17 protein-coding genes are annotated in these 19,910 nt (G+C 69.5%); 6 read left to right on the top strand and 11 right to left on the bottom strand.

Annotation, left to right across the window (positions count from 1 at the left end; genetic code table 11):
* The first annotated feature begins 28 nt into the window (after nt 1–28).
* Nucleotides 29–1,195, top strand: coding sequence for a glycoside hydrolase family 88 protein (locus tag KCH87_RS02125; RefSeq protein WP_374198937.1), 1,167 nt, complete (start codon nt 29–31; stop codon nt 1,193–1,195).
* Nucleotides 1,196–1,302: 107 nt separating this feature from the next.
* Here KCH87_RS02125 and KCH87_RS02120 read toward each other — a convergent pair whose 3' ends face one another.
* Nucleotides 1,303–2,097, bottom strand: a complete 795-nt coding sequence (locus tag KCH87_RS02120; RefSeq protein WP_210583562.1) for an SDR family NAD(P)-dependent oxidoreductase — start codon at nt 2,095–2,097, stop codon at nt 1,303–1,305.
* A gap of 332 nt (nt 2,098–2,429) precedes the next feature.
* Complete coding sequence (locus KCH87_RS02115; RefSeq protein ID WP_210583560.1) at nt 2,430–2,645, bottom strand: tautomerase family protein; 216 nt, start codon at nt 2,643–2,645, stop codon at nt 2,430–2,432.
* Between the two features lie 167 nt (nt 2,646–2,812).
* Between KCH87_RS02115 and KCH87_RS02110 the strand changes: the two genes are divergently transcribed.
* Complete coding sequence (locus KCH87_RS02110; protein WP_210583558.1) at nt 2,813–3,700, top strand: helix-turn-helix transcriptional regulator; 888 nt, start codon at nt 2,813–2,815, stop codon at nt 3,698–3,700.
* On the opposite strand, the gene KCH87_RS02105 is transcribed toward KCH87_RS02110, so the two are convergent.
* The gene (locus KCH87_RS02105; protein ID WP_210583556.1) at nt 3,697–4,833 is read right to left on the bottom strand and encodes a DUF475 domain-containing protein; all 1,137 of its coding nucleotides are present in this window, start codon (nt 4,831–4,833) and stop codon (nt 3,697–3,699) included. The genes KCH87_RS02110 and KCH87_RS02105 overlap by 4 nt on opposite strands.
* A gap of 298 nt (nt 4,834–5,131) precedes the next feature.
* Between KCH87_RS02105 and KCH87_RS02100 the strand changes: the two genes are divergently transcribed.
* Nucleotides 5,132–5,644 (top strand): hypothetical protein, encoded by a 513-nt coding sequence (locus tag KCH87_RS02100; RefSeq protein WP_247195553.1) that lies wholly within the window; start codon nt 5,132–5,134, stop codon nt 5,642–5,644.
* Nucleotides 5,645–5,699: 55 nt separating this feature from the next.
* Here the strand turns inward: KCH87_RS02100 and KCH87_RS02095 are convergent, their stop codons facing one another.
* From KCH87_RS02095 to KCH87_RS02065, 7 genes are all read right to left on the bottom strand, one after another.
* Nucleotides 5,700–6,674 carry an amidohydrolase family protein gene (locus KCH87_RS02095; protein ID WP_210583553.1) on the bottom strand — a complete coding sequence of 325 codons (975 nt, stop codon included), beginning with the start codon at nt 6,672–6,674 and terminating at the stop codon, nt 5,700–5,702.
* A 22-nt stretch (nt 6,675–6,696) separates the two neighbouring features.
* Nucleotides 6,697–8,211 carry a GMC family oxidoreductase gene (locus KCH87_RS02090; RefSeq protein ID WP_210583552.1) on the bottom strand — a complete coding sequence of 505 codons (1,515 nt, stop codon included), beginning with the start codon at nt 8,209–8,211 and terminating at the stop codon, nt 6,697–6,699.
* Nucleotides 8,212–8,264: 53 nt separating this feature from the next.
* Complete coding sequence (locus tag KCH87_RS02085) at nt 8,265–8,462, bottom strand: CDGSH iron-sulfur domain-containing protein (RefSeq protein WP_210583551.1); 198 nt, start codon at nt 8,460–8,462, stop codon at nt 8,265–8,267.
* 24 nt (nt 8,463–8,486) lie between these two features.
* Nucleotides 8,487–11,090 carry a molybdopterin cofactor-binding domain-containing protein gene (locus KCH87_RS02080; RefSeq protein WP_210583550.1) on the bottom strand — a complete coding sequence of 868 codons (2,604 nt, stop codon included), beginning with the start codon at nt 11,088–11,090 and terminating at the stop codon, nt 8,487–8,489.
* Nucleotides 11,091–11,237: 147 nt separating this feature from the next.
* Nucleotides 11,238–12,128, bottom strand: a complete 891-nt coding sequence (locus KCH87_RS02075; protein ID WP_210583549.1) for an alpha/beta hydrolase — start codon at nt 12,126–12,128, stop codon at nt 11,238–11,240.
* Entirely contained in the window at nt 12,125–12,424 is a 300-nt protein-coding gene (locus KCH87_RS02070) for a hypothetical protein (RefSeq protein WP_210583548.1), read from the bottom strand. The genes KCH87_RS02075 and KCH87_RS02070 overlap by 4 nt, the downstream gene beginning before the upstream one ends.
* Before the next feature lie 63 nt (nt 12,425–12,487).
* Complete coding sequence (locus KCH87_RS02065; RefSeq protein ID WP_210583547.1) at nt 12,488–15,178, bottom strand: LuxR C-terminal-related transcriptional regulator; 2,691 nt, start codon at nt 15,176–15,178, stop codon at nt 12,488–12,490.
* A 208-nt stretch (nt 15,179–15,386) separates the two neighbouring features.
* On the opposite strand from KCH87_RS02065, the gene KCH87_RS02060 reads away from it, so the two are divergent.
* The 3 genes from KCH87_RS02060 (at nt 15,387) to KCH87_RS02050 (ending at nt 18,359) form a co-directional block, all read left to right on the top strand.
* Nucleotides 15,387–16,277 (top strand): oxidoreductase, encoded by an 891-nt coding sequence (locus KCH87_RS02060; RefSeq protein WP_210583546.1) that lies wholly within the window; start codon nt 15,387–15,389, stop codon nt 16,275–16,277.
* A 111-nt stretch (nt 16,278–16,388) separates the two neighbouring features.
* Complete coding sequence (locus KCH87_RS02055; RefSeq protein WP_210583545.1) at nt 16,389–16,832, top strand: nuclear transport factor 2 family protein; 444 nt, start codon at nt 16,389–16,391, stop codon at nt 16,830–16,832.
* A 30-nt stretch (nt 16,833–16,862) separates the two neighbouring features.
* Nucleotides 16,863–18,359: an aldehyde dehydrogenase family protein gene (locus tag KCH87_RS02050; RefSeq protein ID WP_210583543.1), complete on the top strand. Its 1,497-nt coding sequence runs from the start codon at nt 16,863–16,865 to the stop codon at nt 18,357–18,359.
* A gap of 31 nt (nt 18,360–18,390) precedes the next feature.
* On the opposite strand, the gene KCH87_RS02045 is transcribed toward KCH87_RS02050, so the two are convergent.
* A complete protein-coding gene (locus KCH87_RS02045) occupies nt 18,391–19,908 on the bottom strand; it encodes an NAD(P)/FAD-dependent oxidoreductase (protein WP_210583541.1) in 1,518 nt (505 codons plus the stop codon).
* Nucleotides 19,909–19,910 lie beyond the last annotated feature (2 nt).

Raw genomic sequence — 19,910 nt, 5'->3', positions numbered from 1 at the left:
CGGTGCTGCGGCTGCATGGACTTCTACGGTGCCGGCGGCACAGGCGGCTGCCGGCGGCGTACCGGCGTCCACGGAGCCGACCCTCCGTGCGGCGGCGGACTATGCGGTGGAGAAGCTCCGTGCTGTCGCCCCCGGCGTAAGCGCATTTCCCGTCGGAACGAAGTTCGAGAAGTGGGTCTATTCCCAGAACGGCGACTGGGTCGGCGGGTTCTGGCCCGGAACACTGTGGATGGCGTGGCTGTACAGCAGAGACGACGCATTCCGCACGCTGGCGCTCGACTCGGCGAGAAAGCTTGCTCCCCGTCAGAACGACACCACCACGCACGATCTCGGATTCCTCTTCTATCCGTCGTGGGTCACCGCATGGCGTCTGACGGGCGACGACACCTGGCGGGAGGGCGCCGTACGGGCAGCCGACTCGCTGATCCTTCGGTACAACCCGAAGGGGCGTTTCATACGGGCATGGGGCGCACTGAACGATCCGAACAATGCGGGCCGGGTCATCATCGACACGATGATGAATCTCGATCTGTTGGCCTTCGCGAGCAGACAGACCGGAAACGGGAAGTATCTCGACGTCGCCGTGGCGCATGCGGACACCGCTCAGCGGGTGTTTCCGCGTTCGGACGGTTCGACGCCGCATGTGTTCGACTTCGACCCGGCAACGGGGGCGCCGATCGGCCCGGCCACGGTGCAGGGATACAGCCCGACCTCATGCTGGTCGCGCGGACAGGCCTGGGGGCTGTACGGGTTCACCACCATTTATCGCCGGACCGGGGATCCACAGTTCCTCAACACCGCGCGGCGGCTCGCCGACTTTGCGGTGGGGGCGCTGACCGCGGACCACGTCCCCGTATGGGACTACCGTGCGCCGCAGCAGCCCCACGACATCAAGGACGCCTCGGCCGGCGCGATCATGGCCTGCGGTCTGCTCGACCTGTCCGCCGTAACGGGCAGGCCCGAGTACCGCGAGGTGGCGCTCCGGCTGCTCACCGCGCTGTCGCAGACCTGCCTGACCAGAAAGTCGTCCCGAGCTGACGCGGTCGTGGCCCGCTGTACCCGCAATCGGCCGGCCGAGGACGGGATAGAGATCTCGCTCCCGTACGCCGACTACTACCTCTTGGAAGGCATCCTGCGAGTGCTTCAGCCGCAGGATGTCGACCGGGCGATCGACCTGTCACCCGCGCCGATGTGATGGTTATGTCGTCCACAGCCCGCCGCCCGCGCCGCCCGGTACACGGCGGCGCGGGCGGCGATGCGCTCGGATGCGGTGGGCGGGCGTTGCCCTTGTGTGAGGCAAGGTCAGGGCAGGATGGCGTCGACGTAGCCACCGTCCACCCGGAGCGCACCGCCCGTGGTGGCGGAGGCGAAGGGGGAGCTGAGGTAGACCACCATGTTGGCGATCTCCTCGGGTTCGATGAGGCGTTGAAGCAGGGACTGGGGGCGGTGCTGGACCATGAACTGGTGCTGCGCCTCGTCCCAGGGCAGTTCGTCGCCGACGAGCTGGCGGACGAAGTCTTCGACGCCGCCGGTGTGTGTGGGGCCGGCGATCACGGAGTTGACGGTGACTCCGGTCCCCGCGGCCGCTTTGGCGAAGCCGCGGCTGACCGCGAGGAGTGAGGTCTTGGTCATGCCGTAGTGGATCATCTCGGCGGGGACCGCCACGGCGGAGTCGCTGGCGAGGTTCAGGATTCGGCCCCAGCCCTGCTCCGTCATGCCCGGCAGGTAGGCGCGGATGAGCCGTACGGCCGAGAGCACGTTGACCTCGAAGTAGCGTCGCCACTGCGTGTCGTCGATCTCCAGTGCCGGAGTGGCGCCGAAGATGCCGAGGTTGTTGACGAGAATGTCCACTTGGGGGAAGGCGTCGAGTACGGCACGGGTGCCCTCCTCGGTCGCCAGGTCGCCGGTGGCGCCCACACTCTCGTCGTTGCCGGATTCGGCCCGTAGCTCCTGGACGGCCTGCTCGACGCGGGTACTGCTGCGGCCGTTGACGATGACGCGTGCGCCGGCGCGGGCGAGGCCGACGGCGATGGCGTGGCCGATGCCTTGGGTCGATCCGGTGACCAGGGCGGTCCGTCCGGACAGATCGATATGCACAGGTGATGCCCTTCTTCAGTAGGGGAACGAGGGAGGGGTCAGGGCACGTCGGACCGGGTCCTGTCGGAGGACCACGGAAGTCGAGGTTTTCACGGATGCGGGCCTGGGCGACGGACCTGGGGCACGATGGCGAAGAATTCCGCGGAGCGTGCTCGAGTCGAACGCGGCGGTGAACAGGGCCGCCGAGCGACCCGGGACCGGCCCTTCCCCGGCCGGATTATCCTTTCCGGCCATCGCCGTCCACCGCTACCTACCTGCCGAGAAGCCGCGAAGCGGGGTGCACCTGGGTCAGGACGTCCTCACCGCGCTGCGAGCGGCGACCGGCCAGGCCGTCACTCCTGCGGCGTCTCCCGGATCTTGGCAAGCGTCAGGACACCGCCGCCGATGCCCCATCCGGCGTCGGCGACCTCTTCGACCAGTACGAGGGTGGTGGCGCGGGCGCGGTCGCCGAAGATCTCGGCGTACAGGTCGGTCGTGCGCGTGATGATCTGCTCCTTCTGCTCTGCGGTGAGGGTGCCGGCGGGGACCTTGAAGTTCGCGAATGGCATGGTGCTCTCTCTTCGTGCAGGGGGCGCCGGAGCTGCTCACCACGAGCAGGAGGTCGACCCCGAGGGGTCAACCATCCGTCCGAGTCACCTGCTCCGGCCAGGGCTGAGCCCACCCAGGGGTCACCAGCCCCTGGCTCGGACCCCGCCCCAGAGGCGACGATGAGCGGGTGAACCTTCCCGAGCTTGCGGCGTTCCTCAGGTCCCGGCGTGATCGGATCCGGCCGGCGGACGTCGGCCTGCCCGCCGGGCCCCGGCGCCGGGTGCCCGGCCTGCGGCGCGAGGAGGTTGCGCAACTGGCGGGCCTGTCGGCCGACTACTACACCGAGCTGGAGCGCGGACGCGGCGCCCAGCCCTCGTCCCAGACACTGGCCGCCCTCGCCCGGGCGCTGCGGCTGGGCGGCGACCAGCGCGACCACCTGTTCCATCTCGCCGACCGGCCGCTGCCCGCGTCGGCGCGTGGCGCGAGCGCCCGGCACGTCCAGCCCGCCTTGCTCGGGCTGTTGGACCGGCTGGCCACCACCCCTGCGCAGGTCATCACCGACCTGCACGAGACCCTCGTCCAGAACGAGCTGGCCGTGGCACTGGTCGGCCGGGCTCCGGAACCGCGCGGCCCGGCCACCGGCTTCGCGTACCGCTGGTTCACCGATCCGGCCGCCCGCGCGGTCTACCCGCCCGAGGACCATCCGCACCACTCACGGGTCTTCGTCGCTGACCTTCAGGCGGTCGCCGCCCGCCGGGGCCGCGACAGCGAGGTCGCCGGGATGACGGCCGCACTGCGGCAGCGCAGCGCGGAGTTCGCTGCCCTGTGGGACACCCACGACATCGGCCTGCGCCGCACCGATCACAAGCGCATCGTGCACCCCACGCTGGGCGTCATCGAGTTGGACTGCCACAGTCTGTTCAGCGAGGACGGCCGCCAGCGCCTCCTGTGGTTCACGGCCCCGCCCGGAACCGAGGGCGCCGCTCAGCTCGGGCTGCTCGGCGTCATCGGCACGCAGGACATGGCGGCGACCGAAGGCACCTCCCGCACCGAAGGCGGCGTCCACGCGCCCTAGGAGACCTTGGCCGAACCGGCCGTCGCCGTCTCCTCCTCGGCCGCCGCCAGGGCGCGGTTGCGGCGGACGGAGGACCAGAAGGACGAGCCGATCAGGACGACGCCGACGAGGCCGGTGATGACCTCGTTGATCTGGTACTGGATGGTGACCATGAGGATCACGGCCAGCGCGCCGATCGCGTAGTGCGCCCCGTGCTCCAGGTAGACGTAGTCGTCCAGGGTGCCCTCGCGGACCAGGTAGACGGTGAGGGACCGGACGTACATCGCGCCGATGCCCAGGCCCAACGCCATCAGGACGATGTCGTTGGTGATCGCGAACGCGCCGATCACACCGTCGAAGGAGAACGACGCGTCCAGGACTTCGAGGTAGAGGAACATGAAGAACGCGGCCTGACCTGCCAGTACGACGGGGGAGCGCTTCTCGCCGGTACGTTCCGCCTTCTCCTGCTCCTCCTGTTCGCGTTCCTCCTCCGCCTCCAGGCGGTCCTCGAAGAAGCCGGACAGACCCCCGACGACCATGTACGTGATCAGGCCCGCGATGCCGGAGATCAGCACCGTCTGCGCCTTGTCGACGTGGGTGCCGCCGTGCTGGTGGGCGTGGGCGGCGAAGGTGAACGCGGTGATCAGCAGGACGATCAGGGCGATGCAGACCGACAGCATGTCGACCTTGCCCAGCTTGGCCAGCGGGCGCTCCAGCCGGCCGAGCCACTTGATGTCCCGGTCCGCGAAGATGAAGTCGAGGAAGATCATCAGCAGGAACATGCCACCGAAGGCGGCGATCGCCGGGTGGGCGTCGGTCACCAACTGCTGGTAGCGGTCCTTGTCGGTGAGCGCCAGGTGGACGGCGTCGTACGGATTGAGCTTGGCGGTGATGGCGACGATCATGACCGGGAAGACCAGTCGCATGCCGAAGACCGCGATGAGGACGCCGATGGTGAGGAAGATCGTCTGCCAGAAAGGTGACATCTTCTTCAGGATCCCGGCGTTGACCACCGCGTTGTCGAACGACAGCGAGATCTCCAGGACCGTCAGGATCGCGATGACGCCGAACGCCGTCCACCCGCCGTACAGCACGCCTGCGGCCAGGCCGAGCGCGGTCGCAGCGAACGACCAGCGGAAGGTCTTCAGAAACACCGGTTGCCCCTTCCCGTTGTTGTGCGGGCGCCCGCGGGCGGGCACCGAACAGCCCCGATCGTCACCGGCGTTGTCTATCATGGCTGTCTGACGCCGGGGTGTCGCGGCGAGCGCCCCAGTCGCCAAGGCTGACGCCGGCGCCGAGGTCCGAGGCCAAGGCGCCGCACGGTTGTCCGAGCCAACTGGCAGAGTGTCCGACATGGAGCAGCAGGAGCAGCGCACGTCAGTTCGCCTCGTTGTCGTGGACCCGGATCTCGATGCTCAGTGCGAGCGCGTAGAGGAACACTTGCTGGCGCCCTTGGCTGAATCTGCCGGTGGGGCGCGTGATCACGCGCGGTTCGCGGAGGGACTCGCGGCCTTCCGGCATATCCGGGAGACACTGGCCGAAGCGGTGGCGCGGGGACCGCGGGTGTGGACGCCGAATGGTCGTTGGGAACACGAGGGCCTGCGCATCGCCAGCCTGCCCACCGAGGAAACAGACCTGCTGTACGCGCTGTTGCGTGAGCTGTCCGGGATCCTCGTGGCACCGCCGGATGCTGCCGACCCGTCAGGTGTGGCCGCCGTGCTCCGCGGCGGCGTCCTTTCTGCCGAGGAGACCGCGGTCGGCCTGGTCGGTGCCCTGGCGCGTGTGCTCTCGATGGTGGACCTCACTCCCGACGCTGACACCGCCACTCTCTTCGCCGTGTTGGAGGCAGCCGACGGCGAGGACGTGAGACTGACATACGCCCAGGATGAGGCGTGGCAGCGTCTCGCCCACCGGGTCACCATGCTGCTGACCGAGTCCGCTCCGCTGCACCGCTTCCTGTACTGATATCGCCTCGCACGTCTAGGTCCACGGATGAAACGAACCGGGGGGCGTGTCACTCTCAGCCTGGGGTGGGGTCTTTGGGGCGCAGGGCGGCCAGCCGAGGGATCAGCGTCGCCGCCGTGGCGCCGAGTACGGCCGTTCGCTCCGTGTCGCTGAGTTCCGGGCTGGTCTCGATGCGCTCGCGGCAGGAGACGGCGAGGTCGCGGCGCAGATAGGGGTAGTCGGTGCCGAACACGACGCGGTCGATTCCCACGACATCGCGCAGCATCCGCAGCACGGGGTCGCTCCAGGACAGTGCGGTGTCCCAGTACAGGCGGCGGAAGGTCTCAGCCGCTGTCGCGCGGGCTTCGGCTCCGGGGATGACCTGCATCTCGTCGATGATGCCGAACCGCCCGGCCAGGTAGGGCAGGGTGCCTCCGGCGTGGGAGAAGACGTACTTGACGTCAGGGGTCCGGGCGAAGGTGTTGCTGTAGTGGAGTTGGGCGATGGCCCGGGTGGTGTCGGCGGGGAAGTCGATGAGCGAGTCGGGCAGTCCGAGTGCATGGGCGCCGGGGTCGGGCGACGGGTTGGGGTGGACGAACACGACAGCCGCGCGCCGCTGCAACTCGTCGAAGAGCGGGCCGAAACGTGGGTCCCCTAGGTAGGCGCCCTGGACGTTGCTGAACAGTACGACGCCGTCGAGTCCGAGGGTGTCCAGGGCGTGGTCCAGTTCGGCGAGCGCACCGTCGATGTCCGGCAGAGGAAGGCAGGCGAAGCCTCCGAACCGGTCGGGACGGTCGCGCTTGAGCTCGGCGGCGAGTTCGTTGCACCGTCGTGCCAGTGTGCGGGCCGTGGCGTCGTCGCCGGTATGCGCTCCGGGCGTACTGATGGAGGTGACGGCGACGTCGATGCCGGCGTCGTCGAGGAAGGACAGTGTGCTCGCGCGTGACCAGGGTGGCGGTGCGATGCCGCCCACCGGGTGGTCGCCCTTGTTGGTCGCCTGCCAGAAGAAGTCGGGCAGCATGTGGTGGTGGATGTCCACGGTGAAGGTCATGGGGGTGTCCGGGCCTCCGTGGTCAGCCGGCGTAGACGCGCTGGTAGATGCGTTCGGCCACCATGATGACGGTGACGTTGGTGGTGGCGGAGGGGACCTCGGGGATGATCGACGCGTCGGCGACCCGCAGCCCGCTGACGCCCTTGACGGCGCCGACGGAATCGACGACGGCCCACGGGTCGGCGGAGCCGCCCATCGGCACTGTGGAGGTGGGGTGGCCGTAGATGGCCGGATTCGCGGCGATGATCCGGGTCAGGGCGTCGTCGTCGGTCACCGCGTCGCCGGGGGTCATCTCGGCCGCGACGAACGGTGCGAAGACCGGGTTGCGGGCGATGGCGCGCCCGAGTTTGACGCCTTCCAGCATGCGCCGGACGTCGCGATCGGTGCCGAGGAAGTTGGCATCGATGAGCGGGGCGTCGCCGGGATCCCGGCTGGCCAGCTTCAGCGTGCCCGTCGACTCGGGCTGGACGAGGGCGGCCATCACCACGATCGCCCCTCCGGTGGGGCTGTAGGAGCCGTCCATCAGGTGGGTGGTGGTGACGTGGAGGTCGAGTTCGTCGCCGACGGCCTCGCTGGAGGCGGTCCACAGGAGGGAACCGACCGCGGGGGTCATCTCCAGGTGGCCGGGGGCCAGCGCGTAGGCGTTGTAGTAGCCCGGCTGGTCGTGAAGCCGCTGCCCGACGGGCAGGTCGGCGATGACGGGGATGTCCAGTGCGGTCAGGTCGGCGGCCGGGCCGATGCCGGAGCGCAGCAGGATGGCCGGGCTGCCGTATGCGCCGCCGCAGAGGATCACCTCTCCGCCCCGGTACTCCGTGCCGTCGGCCGAGAGGACGCCGGTGGCGGTCGTGCCGTCGAACAGCACGCGGTCGATGTCGACGTCGCCGCGGATGGTGAGGTTGGGCCGTCGGCGTACCTCTGCGGTGAGGTAGACCAGGCCCGTGTTCTGCCGGACGCCGTCGACCACGTCGACCGGGTAGCCGTCGGCGCCGTTCTGCTCGGCGCCGTTGAAGTCGTGCACTCGCTTGAAGCCGTGCGCGACGGCTGCCTCGACGAATCCCCGGAGGGACGGCGTCAGTTCGCTGTCCGTGCGCTGCCGGATCGGCAGCGGGCCGGTCCGCCCGTGATAGGCGTCGTCGCCGGTGGGGGTGTTCTCCAGCAGCTTGAACGCCGGGAGTACGTCGTCGTAGGACCAGCCCTCGACACCGTGCTCGCCCCATTTGGCGAAGTCGGCGGCGCGGGCCCGCAGTGCGACGCAGGCGTTCACCGCGGAGCTGCCCCCGAGCACCTTGCCCCGCGGGGTCGGAAGCTGTGGTGCCTCGTCGGTGCCGCGCGAGGTGTAGCCCCAGTCGTGATCCGGGTCGGCGATCCGGTTCGCGTCGAGCAGGGCGGGCGGGTAGGCGTCGGCGGCATACACACGCCCGGCCTCCAGCAGTAGGACCGTGCGCGCGGGGTCCTGGCTGAGGCGGGCCGCGAGGACCGCGCCGGCCGAACCTCCGCCGACGACTACCACGTCAGCGGTCGCGGGTACGTCAGACATGGGGATCTCCTTGTGTTGCGGGCGGTCGAGCCTGGTCGCTTGCCTCAGTTGCCTCAGTTGGCGAGCGTGCCGTCGAAGTCGACGGTGGCGTGGGTGCCGTCGCAGAACGGCTTGTTGCCGGACTGGCCGCAGCGGCACAGGGACATCTCGTCCGGGTGCGGGATTTCCCGGCCGTCGACATCGGTCAGGCGTACGGGCCCGGAGACCAGGTAGGGGCCGTCCTCGCTGGGGGTGATCGTGACGTCGGCCATGGGAAGTGTCCTTTCTCAGAAGGTTCAGAAGACCCGGAGGGTCTTGCTGATGGGCAGTCGGCGGATTCGCGTTCCGGTGAGGGCTGCGATGGCGTTCGTCAGGGCGGGTGCGGCGGTGGGCACGCTGACTTCGCCGACGCCGGTCGGCGGCTCGCCCGACTCGATCAGATGTACGTCGATCCTGGGCACCGACTGCATGCGCATGACGGGGTAGCGGTCGAAGTTCTGGGTGAGGATCCGGCCGCCGTCGTCGAGCACGACCTCGCCCCACGCGGCGGCACTCAGCGCGTAGATGAGGCCGCCTTCGACCTGCGCGCGGATCAGGTCCGGGTTGACGGTGATGCCGCAGTCGAGTGCGAAGGTGATCCGCTCGATGTGGACGCGTTTGCGGTTGTCGAGGGAGATCTCGGTGACCTGGGCGCTGTGGGACAGGAAGCTGCTGCACGCGACGCCCCGAGCGCGGCCTTCGGGCAACGGTGTTCCCCAGCCTGCCCGTTCGGTGGCCAGGTCCAGCGCCCGCAGGGTGCGCGGATTGTCGGCCAGCAGGTCGCGGCGGAGGTCCACGGGGTCGCGTCCGGTGGTGGCCGCGAGCTCATCGATGGCCGACTCGCGGGCGAACTCGGTGTGGGAGTTGCCGACCGACCGCCACACCATGATGGGGACGCCGGTCTTGACGTTGGTGGTCTCCAGCTTGAAGTTGCCGAGCGCGTACGGCGGGTCGACGGCGCCGCTCGCCGTCATGTGGTCGACGCCCTTGCTGAACAGCACCTCGGCCACGAACGGCAGGTTGACCGAGGTCGGTTGGGCGGCGATCTGCTGATGGAACGAGGTGGGGCGGCCCTCCGCGTCGGCGCCGGCCCGGACCCGGTGCACGGCCATCGCCCGGTAGCGGCCGCTCTTCATCTCCTCCTCGCGCAGCGACTGAAGCTTGACCGGGTGCTTCCAGCCCAGCGCCTTCGCAACCTGCACAGCTTCGCTCGTCGGGTCGTTGCCGGAGCTGCTGTGCAGACCGAACGACCCTCCGGCGTACGGGACATGCACCCGGACTCGGTCCTTTTCGATGCCGGCCGCCGCGGAGGCCGCCATACGTGTGTACTCGGGGCCCTCGGTGCCGGCCCAGACCTCCAGCACGCCGTCGTCGCCCATCCGGCACACGGCGTTGTTCGGCTCCATCGGGGCGTGCGCCAGGTAGGGCAGCTCATAGACCGCGTCCACGACGTACGCCGCGTCCGCGAGCGCGGCCGCCACGTCGCCGTCCTCCCGGGCCGTCACGGCCTGCTCGCCGGATTCGACCAGCCGCCGGTGCTCGGCCAACAGCTCCTCCGAGCTGCGCAGTTCGGCCTTCTGCTCGTCCCAGTCCACCCGGAGCGCACGCAGCCCCCGCTGCGCGGCATCGAAGGTGTCGCCGACCACCGCAATGCCCTCGTCGATCTGCACCACCGCGGTCACCCCCGGCTCGGCCAGCGTCGCGCTGTCGTCGACCGCGGCCGGTACGGCGCCGAACTTGGGGGGATGCAGTACCACCGCGGTCAGCAATCCAGGCAGGGAGACGTCGATGGTGAACCGCGTCGTGCCGAGGATCTTCCCGGGAGAGTCGACCCGGAGCCTGCCCTCGCGCCCGATCAGCTTGTACTGGCCCGGATCCTTCGGACGTACGTCGTCCGGCACCGCCAACTGCTCGGCGCGCGCCGCGAGTTCACCGAATCCGGCCTGCTTCCCGCTCGAGTGGCGCAGCGTGCCCGACTCGATCTCGACTTCTTCCGCCGGCACCTGCCAGGCCTCGGTCGCGGCCGCGATCAGCCGCGCCCGCGCCCGGGCGGCGGCCAGGCGGTAGCGCTCCCAGTACCCCTGCGTCGAGGTGGACGCGCCGGTCAGCTGGATGAACCCGCCGCCCGCCGGGGTCCCGTACACATCCCCGCCCCCGTCGGGCCTGGTCCCGTTCGCCGCGTTGACCACCCGGACCGAGGAGACATCCGCGTCCAGTTCCTCCGCCACGATCGTCGCAAGGCCGGTGTGGGCGCCCTGCCCCATCTCGATCTGGTTCGAATAGGCGACCACGGTCCCGTCCTGGTGGATGCGCACGTACGGATGGACCGGATCGGCCAGCTCCTCCGGCGTCAGCGGCTGCATCTCCAGCTCCGGCGCAGTGTCCAGCCGCTGCGGGGCGCGGCCCTCGGCCAGCGCGTCGGCGGCCTGGCCGATCGCGTCCCGGATGCGCGGATAGGTGCCGCATCGGCACAGGTTCCCGTTCATCCACCGGGTGACCGTCGCGTCGTCCGGTGATCGGTCGGTCTCCAGCAGGGCGGCAGCGGCCAGGGTCTGGCCGGGCTGGCAGTAACCGCACTGGACCACGTTGCCCCGGTACCAGGCGTCCCGGACCGCGTCGATGACCGGGCCCGACGCACCTTCGACGGTGGTGATCGCCTTCCCGGTGGTGCGCTCGGCCGGTGTCTGGCAGGCCTTGGTGTTGCGCCCGTCGATCAGCACCGTGCACGCCGCGCATTGGCCGATCCCGCAGCCATACTTCGTTCCGCGCAGTCCCAATACGTCCCGCAGGACCCACAACAGCGGACTGGCCGCGAAACGGTCGTCGACTTCGACGTCGGCACCGTTCACGTTCAGCTTCACGAGAGCCTCCCGGGCTTCGGAGCGGGCGGCGCGGACACAGCTTCTGCCGCCGCCGGGTCGTCACCGCGCCAGAGTCGTCACCGGCCAGGTGAGAGGTCATCACCCGATTCCGGTGATGCGTCATGTCCGTCTTTTCGATGGAACGGGTCAGTCGAGCCGTGCGGACAGGAACTCTCCGGCCCTGTCCAGCGCAGCGGCCGCCTCGTCGAGAAGCGGAAGGTAGGCCTGGAAGACGTGCGGCACCCGAGGGGTGATGTCCAGGGTGACCTCGACGTCCGCGGCGGCGGCCTGCTGGGCAAGGCGTACGGCGTCGTCGAGGAGGACCTCGTGGGACCCGACCTGGATGAGCAGGGGCGGCAGGCCGGACAGGTCCGCGAAGACGGGGCTGATCAGGCCGAGAGCGGCGTCCTGTCCAGCCGTGTAGTCGGTGACCCGGGGCTCAAGGAGCTGCCGGCTGAGCAGCGGGTCGACCTTCCGCTTGGTTTCCATGGTCGTCCCGGCCAGGGTGAGGTCCACGTACGGCGACATGACGTAGGCCGCGGCCGGCAGGTGCAGCCCGTGATCGCGGGCATTGACCAGGGTGGCGAGGGCGAGCCCGCCACCGGCGGACTCTCCTGCGAAGACGATGTCCGAGGGGGCGATGCCGTCCTGTAGGAGGGCTTCGTAGGCTGCCAGAGCATCGTCCACCGCTGCCGGATACGGATGCTCGGGGGCGAGCCGGTAGTCGACGGAGAGGACCTTGGCGCTGGTCCGCCGGCCGATCTGCGAGGCCAGACCGGCGGCGCTGAGGGCGTCCCCCAGCACGTAGACGCCGCCATGGAAGTACAGAACGAAGTGCCGGGGTTCGACGCCGTCGACCGTGATCTCGATGGTGGGGACACCGCCCAGCGTTGCCGACTTCGCGGTCACATCGGCGGGCAGCGGCTGCGCCGACGTCAACTCGCGAAGCAGGCGCCGTTGTTCGCCGACCTCGCTGTCGACGGGGAAGGCGGACTGACGCAGGATCGCGTCGAGGGTCTCCTGCTGCTCGGTGCTCACGGAACGTCTCCCTTCGGTGGGGGGTGGTTCGGCCGCGCACTCTGCCGGTCCGGTCCAGCCCGGTCCGAGAGGTCCTGATGGAGCCGGGGCCGGACCCTGCGGACTTCGAGGAGATCGAGGCCGAGGGCCTCGATCTCGGAGAGGACGCCGAAGAGCGCCGCGGCGTCCGGCAGCAGCCCGGTGAGCACGGTTTCGGTGCCCTGCTGCTCGGGCACGAACGCCGGGAATGCCGTCAGCAGGGTGGGGCCGAGGTGGCCATTGACCCGGATCTGATACAGCACGGGGTCATCACCCATACGCCCATGGTCGTGGGCGGTCAGGTGAACGGGCGTCACCGGAATCCGGTGATCGTACGAGGCTCAGCTACGGCCGTTCGACAGCAGCCGCAGCTCACGCCCGCGCTGCACCGCCGAGGAACGGTCGCCGGCGCCGAGCTTGGCGTAGATCCGGCGGATGTGGGTGTTGACGGTGTTGGGCGAGACCGACAGCTCGGCGGCGATCTCGGGCCGGGTGAGGTTTGTCGGCAGATAGCGCAGGACGCGCAGCTCACTCGGGCTGAGCTCCTCGGCCGGCGCCGAAGCCGGCCGGTCCGGCCCGGCCGGGACGCCGCCGCGGACGACGCCGAGGATGTCGGAGACCAGCGCGGCGTGCGACGTCCTCGGGTGCAGGTCCTCGAGCAGTTCCCAGGCGCCGGTCATCGCGAAGGGCAGGATCATCCGGTCCGGCTCGGCGAGGTTCAGCGCCTGTTCGACGGCTGCCGCCGCTGCGTGCTTGTCGCCCAGGTCGCGGCAGGCCAGCGCGTCCAGGAGATGGGCCTCGATCGAGGTGAGAAAGGAGCTGACCGGGGCGGTGCCGTCGAGGACCGACCGGAGTTCGCGGCGGGCGCCGGCAGGGTCCTGTTCGGCGAGGCGGATCACCGCTGCCGCGTTGCGGATCTCCCCGGCGGCGGCCCGCCGGTCGTCGAGAGCGGCGAGGGCCGACCGCGCCTGATCGACCATCCCGAGGCGGGCCTGAGTGGCCGCCGTCAAGGCGGTGACCCGGGACCACAGTCCGTGCTCGCTCACCATGCGTGCCTGTACCTGCTCGGCGGCGGTCAGCTCGGCCAGAGCCTCGCGATGGCGCCCGCGCGCCGCCAGAAGCATCGCGGAGATCATGCGTACCAACAGCCGGATACCGGGTTCGCCCTCGGACGAAGTGCCACGCCGTGCACGGTCCAGCCACTGTTGCCCGCGGTCGAACTCGCCGGTGCAGATCAACGTCCCGGCGAAGGACGCCTGTGCGGGGACGATCACCGGCTCGGTGTCCCAGCCGTACCGGGCGGCCAGCGCCAAGGCCTGCTCACAGCGTTGCCGGACCACGGCGAAGGAACGGTTTCCGGAGGCGTATCCCAGGTGGGCGAGGCAGGCGACCTCAAGGTAGGGACGGCCGATGTCGTGGGCGAGTGCGGCGCCCTCCAGAAGGTGCCGCTCGCTGTCGGCGAACCGCAGCGACCAGGCCTCGGTGACACCCAGGTTCAGGAGTACGAGGGCCCGCAGGTCGCCGGCGAGCGCCACCTCGGTGTTGGACAGACCGGTGGCGGGGGAGGGCAGTGCGTCGGCCTGCTCGAACACGGCGTCGAAGTGCCCGCGCAGCCGGGCCAGCAGCAGGTCCAGGGACACGATCGCCGTCCGCAGCCGATGCCGGCGGTCGGGCGGTGTCGTGGCGGCGTACGACCTGGCGATATCGAGGTGCGCCTGCGCCTCCTCCAGACGGTGCTGGTGCAGGTCTGCGTTGGCGTACACCAGGGCCAGCTCCGGGAATTCCTCGCCGGTGCGGGCCGGGAAGGAGCGCAGCAGTGCCACGACGGTTCCGGCCTGTCCGTCGAGGGTGAGGCTGACGGTGTGATCGGTGAGCAGACGGGCTGCCTCAGCCCAGTCGCCGGCGGCTTGCAGGTGCCGGATGGCATCGGCGGCCTGGGCGTGTTCGGTGAACCAGCGCGCGGCCAGCCGGTGCAGGTCCGGGATGTCACCGGGGACGGTGCGGCGCAGTTCCAGCCGGAGCAGGTCAGCGAACATGTGGTGGTAGCGGAACCAGGTGCGGCCGGGGTCGAGCGACACGACGAACGCGTTGGCGTCCTCCAGATCCAGCAGGATGCGTTCCGATCCGGTCGCACCCGTGAGCAGATCGGCCAGCTCACCGTTCACCTGGTCCAGCAGGGAGGTGCGCAGGAGCAGACGCTGCACGTCAGCAGGCTGCCGCTCCAGCATCTCGGCCATCAGGTACTCGGCGACCGTACGGTGACTGCCGGAGAACTCGGAGACGAACCGTTCGGGATCCGGGTGCCCGGCAAGGGAGAGCGCGGCGAGCCGCAGCCCGGCCGCCCAGCCCTCGGCGCGCTGGTGCAGCATGCCGGCCAGGTGGTCGGGCAGCACGATTCCGGCGACGGCCAGGAACTCGCGGGTCTCGGCATCGGTGAAGCGCAGCTGCGCGGCGCGGATCTCGGCCAGTTCGCCGGCCAACCGCAGCATGTGCAGGCGCAGCGGTGGGTCACGGCGGGTGGCCACGATCGCGTGGGCGCCCTGGGGGAGACCCGTCAGCAGCGCCGCCAGCTGCTCGGTGGCCGCTGCGGAACCGAGCTCGTGCAGGTCGTCGATGACCAGGAAAAAGGGCCCGCGGGACGCCGTGATCTCGGACAGAACCTTGTCCATCATGGCGCCGCCGTCGAAGCCGGGTGTCACGGGTGGCGGCTCCGCAGCGTCCCCGGTGCCTGCCGCGGCGCGGACCGCGTCCAGCAGAGCGAGCCAGAAATGCTGCGCGTCCTGTTGGCCCGGTCGGACGGACATGAACGCGATACGGCGGTTCTGGCCAGGCCGGTCGGCCCACGCGCGCAGGAGCGACGTCTTCCCGCTGCCGGCGGGCGCAGAGATCACCGTCACCTGCTTCTCGGCCGCGCGGTCCAGGGCGGCGATCAGGTCGCGGCGGTCGATGAGCCCGAGGCGGCCCCGACCCGGTGCGTGGCCTGAACCCGCTGCGGCCAGTGGGTCGGGCATCGCGACATGTCCTTCAGGCACGCGGCCAGCGTAACCGACGTCAATCACCGCATCCCGGCGACGACCTGTCACCTTCACCGCGGTGATCCTGAGCATGCGCTGAAGGGCGCATCAAGGTCGTGCAGCGATTGCAGAGGGCGCCAGGGCTTCGACGAGTCCAGTTCCCGGCCGTGGACCGCGTGACGCTGCGGCATGAGGTCGGGAGCGGTGCGAGCCGACAGGAGACGGCATGACAGAACGCGGACAGGAACTGGGCGGGACCTTCCCGCTCGGTCCGCTGCGGGTGCACCGGACCGGCTACGGCGCGATGCAACTCGCCGGCGACGGGGCCTTCGGGCCGCCGCGAGATCGCGACGAGGCGCTGCGGGTGCTGCGCGCCGCGGTCGACGCCGGGGTGGACCACATCGACACCGCGCAGTTCTACGGCGCGGGCACGGTGAACGAGCTCATCCGGGAGGCGCTGCACCCCTACCCGGACGGCTTGGCGATCGTGAGCAAAGTGGCCGCCCGCCGCGGCGCCGACGGATCGTTGCGGCGCTTCGACGAGCCGCACCAGCTGCGCCAGGGCATTGAAGAGAACCTCGCCACGCTCGGCGTGAGCAGCCTGGCCGCTGTCAACCTGCGCATGATGGACCCGTCCGCGGCACCGGACAGCCGGTTCGACGCCCAGCTGGCGGCACTGGTGAAGGCCCGCGAGGAAGGGCTCATCGAGGGCGTCGGCCTCAGCAACGTCTCCCGGCGACAGCTGCTGCGAGCCGTCGCACAGACGGAGATCGTCTGCGTGCAGAACTTGTTCAACCTGGCGGACCAGCGGTCCATGGACGTCCTCATGGAATGCGCGGAACGGGACATCGCCTTCGTTCCCTTCTGCCCGCTGGGACTGCCCGGGGAGGTACGCCACCAGCTGCTCGGGAACCCTGCCCTCGCCGCGCTGGCCGCCCGGCTGTCCGCCACCCCGGCCCGGATCGCCCTCGGCTGGTTGCTCGACCTCTCCCCGAACGTCCTGCTCATCCCCGGAACCCGCACGCGAGCCCATCTCGCCGAGAACCTCGCCGCCGCCGGTGTCGGTCTCGACGACGCGGCCCGCGCCGAGCTGAGACGGCACTTTCCCACTGCCTGACCGCCAGGAAGGAGACGGGCCGACTGCGGATCACCGGATTCCGGTGACGACCTCTCACCTGCCCGGCGAAGAGCCTGACATCGAGCAACAGAGGCCCGAGGAGGAACCGGCATGAACAACGAGCAGATCATCCGGAAGGCGTACCAAGTAGCCGAGGACAAGGACATCGAGGGCTGGCTCGGGGCCTTCACCGAGGACGGAACGTTCACCGACGAGTCGATCGGCGAGACCTACCGCGGTAGGGACCTCTACTTCCCTGTGGAGAACTACGGGCGGGCATTCCCCGACATGCACCGCGAGCTCTACCAGCTCTACGTGAGCGGGGACATCGTCGTCGTGCAGTTGGCACTCCAGGGCACTCACGACGGCCCGCTGAGCGTGGCCGGCGGGACGCTGGACCCCACCGGGAACCGGATGGACGCCCCCTGTTGTGACGTGTTCGAGCTGGTCGAAGGAAAGATCAAGCGGTTCGACTGCTACCCGTCCGGGAGCGTGATCCTCGCCCAACTCGGCGTCCTCGGCGCCCTTGAGGCAGCCGTTCGCCCGGACAACTGACGGCTGGGCCTCATTCCCTCAGGAGACTTCATGACTGACACGAACACCGCCTCGGCCACCTCCCCTTCCTCTGCCGAAACCGCCCGGACTTACCAGTGGTACGCGGGCGGACAGTGGCGCGATGCCCCGTCCGTCTTCGACGACTTCGAGCCCTACACCGGCAAGGTCTACGCCCACGCGCCCGACTGCGGACCGGAGGAAGCCAAGATCGCGATCGAGGCGGCCAACGACGCCTTCCCCGCCTGGGCCGAAACCCCGCCGGCCGACAAAGCACGACTGTTCTTCAAGGCCGCCGAGATCGTCCGCCGCCGGCGCGATGAGATAGCCGCCGTCCTGGCCCGTGAGACCGGCAGCACCATCCCGTTCTCCACCTTCCAGCAGGATCTTGTTGCCGCGACCATGGAACAGGCCGCCAACTGGGTGTACTTGCCCAAGGGCGAGGTGCTGCAGTCCAACCTGCCCGACACCCACTCGGTCGGAGTGCGTCGACCGCTCGGGGTCGTCGCCAGCTTCACCCCGTGGAACGGCGCGAACATCCTGTCGTGGCGCGCGGTGCTCAACCCGCTCGCGGCCGGCTGCACCGTTGTGGTCAAGCCTTCGGAGTACGCGCCGATCTCGGCCGGCCTCATGGTGGCCGAGATCGCCGAGGAGGCCGGATTTCCACCCGGCGTGGTCAACGTCGTGCCCCACGCACCGGGTGCGGCCGCCGGGATCGCCGACGAGTTCTTCGCCAGTGACGAGGTGCGCGTCATCAACCTCATCGGCGGCGTCAACACCGCCCGCCTGCTGGCCGAACGGGCCGGGCGCACCCTCAAGCGCACCGTTCTGGAGCTCGGTGGCTACAACCCGATGCTCATCCTCGACGATGTCGATGTCGACTATGCGGTGCGCATGGCCACCTTCGGGTCGTTCTTCCACCAGGGGCAGATCTGCCTGAACACCCGCAAGATCATCATTCAGCGCGGGATCTACGACGAGTTCCTGGAGAAGTTCGTCGCGCGCACCAAGACCCTGCCGTCGGGTGACCCGCTGGACCCGAAGACGATCATCGGCCCGCTCGTGCACCAGGGCGCGATCGATGTGATGGACCAGCGCATCTCCGAGGCCGTGTCCCTCGGCGCAAAGGTTCGCACCGGAGGAACCCACGAGGGCCTGGTGTACCAGCCGACCATCCTCACCGACGTGCCGTACGAAGCTACCGCCGCCCATGAGGAGACCTTCGGCCCGCTGGTCATCGTCGAGCCCGTCGACACTCCCGAAGAGGCCGTCGCGGTCGCCAACCGCGTCCAGTACGGGCTCACTTCCACCATCCTGGCCGGCGACACCTACCGTGCCTTCGAACTCGCCCCGAAGATCCTGCACGGCATAGTCAACGTCAACTCCCCCACGGTCAACGACGAAATCCACGCGCCGATGGGCGGCGTCCGCGACAGCGGCTGGGGTCGGACCGGTCCCGACAGCATCGCCGACTTCACCGACGTCATCTGGATCAACGCCACCAGGAGCGAACGCCAATTCCCCTTCTGACGACCCCGTCCATGGTGTCGACTCCTCATCCTCACGTTCGTTTCGGCGGACGTGATCGGGTCAGCCCTGTGTAGCGGTGTGCGACTCCGCCGGGAAGCAGATACTCGGCCAGCAGGTTGCCGGCGCGGTGGGACGGCAGCCCCATGTCGTGGAGGAGTTCGTCCGCGCAGTGGATGTCGTAGGGGCCGAAGTCGTAGCCGTCGGAACCTGGCAGTACCTGCTCCTGCCAGGCGAGGCGGGCGTCGATGGCCCCTTGCATCTCCCGCTCGCCCGGGGTGGTGCGCAGCCTCGCCCGGAAGTAGCAGGTCAGCCAGTGCGCGGTGAGTTCCATGCCCATGATGTTGTTGAAGACCTGCCGGAAGCCGACGAACGCCAGCCGCTCGGCACCGGGTGGGACGATGCCTCGGTAGAGCCTCAGCCGCCCGGCGGAATCGTGTGCTTGCACTGCTGGATCCAGGAACGGGAAGACCTTGCGGTGCCCCGTGGCGAACACGATGACATCGGCCGCCACTTCCTCGCCGGTCGCCAGTCGCAGCCCCTTGTCGGTATACGCCTCGACGGCACTGACCTTGGGGGAGATCAGGCCGCGGCGGACGGCCCGCGCGTAGCCGCGTGGCATCACGCCCGCGTGGGCCAGGTGGAAGGGGAGTGTGTGAGCGGGCCGCAGCTGTCTCGGCAGCCGGTACAGCCCGGTGGACATCAGCATGTCGCGGGTGATGAGCCACCACAGTGCTCGCTTGATCCGGTCGTCGACGCGGTCGATCGGACGGACGCAGGCCGGATCGTGGTACCGGGGCAGGAGCGCCTCACCGAGCCGGCTCAGCAGGATCCACTTGTAGCCGACCGTACCCAGGAGAAGCCGCTCGGGGACCATCCAGTTGACCTTGCGCTGCACGATGGTGGCCGAGGCCGCTTCGCGTGCGGCGCGGGTGATCAGCTCCAGTGCGGACTTGCCGCCGCCCACGACGACCACGCGCCGGCCGTCGAATGTCCCGGCCCGCACCTCGTTGGAGTGCAGCACGGTCCCGCGGAACAACTCACGCCCGGGCAGTTCTGGCAACCGGGCATGATGATGGGCCCCACTGGCGACAACGACATAGTCGAATGTTTCGCGCTGAACCTCCGCCGTCTCGTCCCCGGTGGGCCGAGAGCCGATCAGCCAGCCGGAGGCGCCGACCCTTCCTGGCCCATCCACTGGCCGGATGGAGACCACCTCGGTGCCGGGCCGGACGCGGCCCAGCACTCCGAAGGTCTCGGCGTAGTTCTCCAGGTAGCGTTGCGTGTCCTCCGCGCCGGCGAAGTGCAGGCGGTTGGGCAGGTCCGCGAACTCGAAGAGGCGGAGCGAGGACTGACTGGCCAGCCCGTCGTAGCAGCCCTCCGCTGACCAGATCCCGCCGACCTGCCGGTACTTGTCGAAGACCGTGACGTCGAAGCCGTTCTCCAGCAGCACCTTGGCGGTGACGATTCCCCCGGGCCCCGCCCCGACCACACACGCTCTCATCAGCGCCCGCTCTCCCTGGGTGATCACCGTGTCCAGCTCGCTCATCATCC

Origin of the sequence: Streptomyces sp. GESEQ-35 (genome assembly GCF_017948485.1) — a bacterium.
GTDB lineage: Bacteria > Actinomycetota > Actinomycetes > Streptomycetales > Streptomycetaceae > Streptomyces.
Note: the sequence above shows the minus strand (reverse complement) of the source record. Positions and strands in the feature narration are given on the sequence as shown.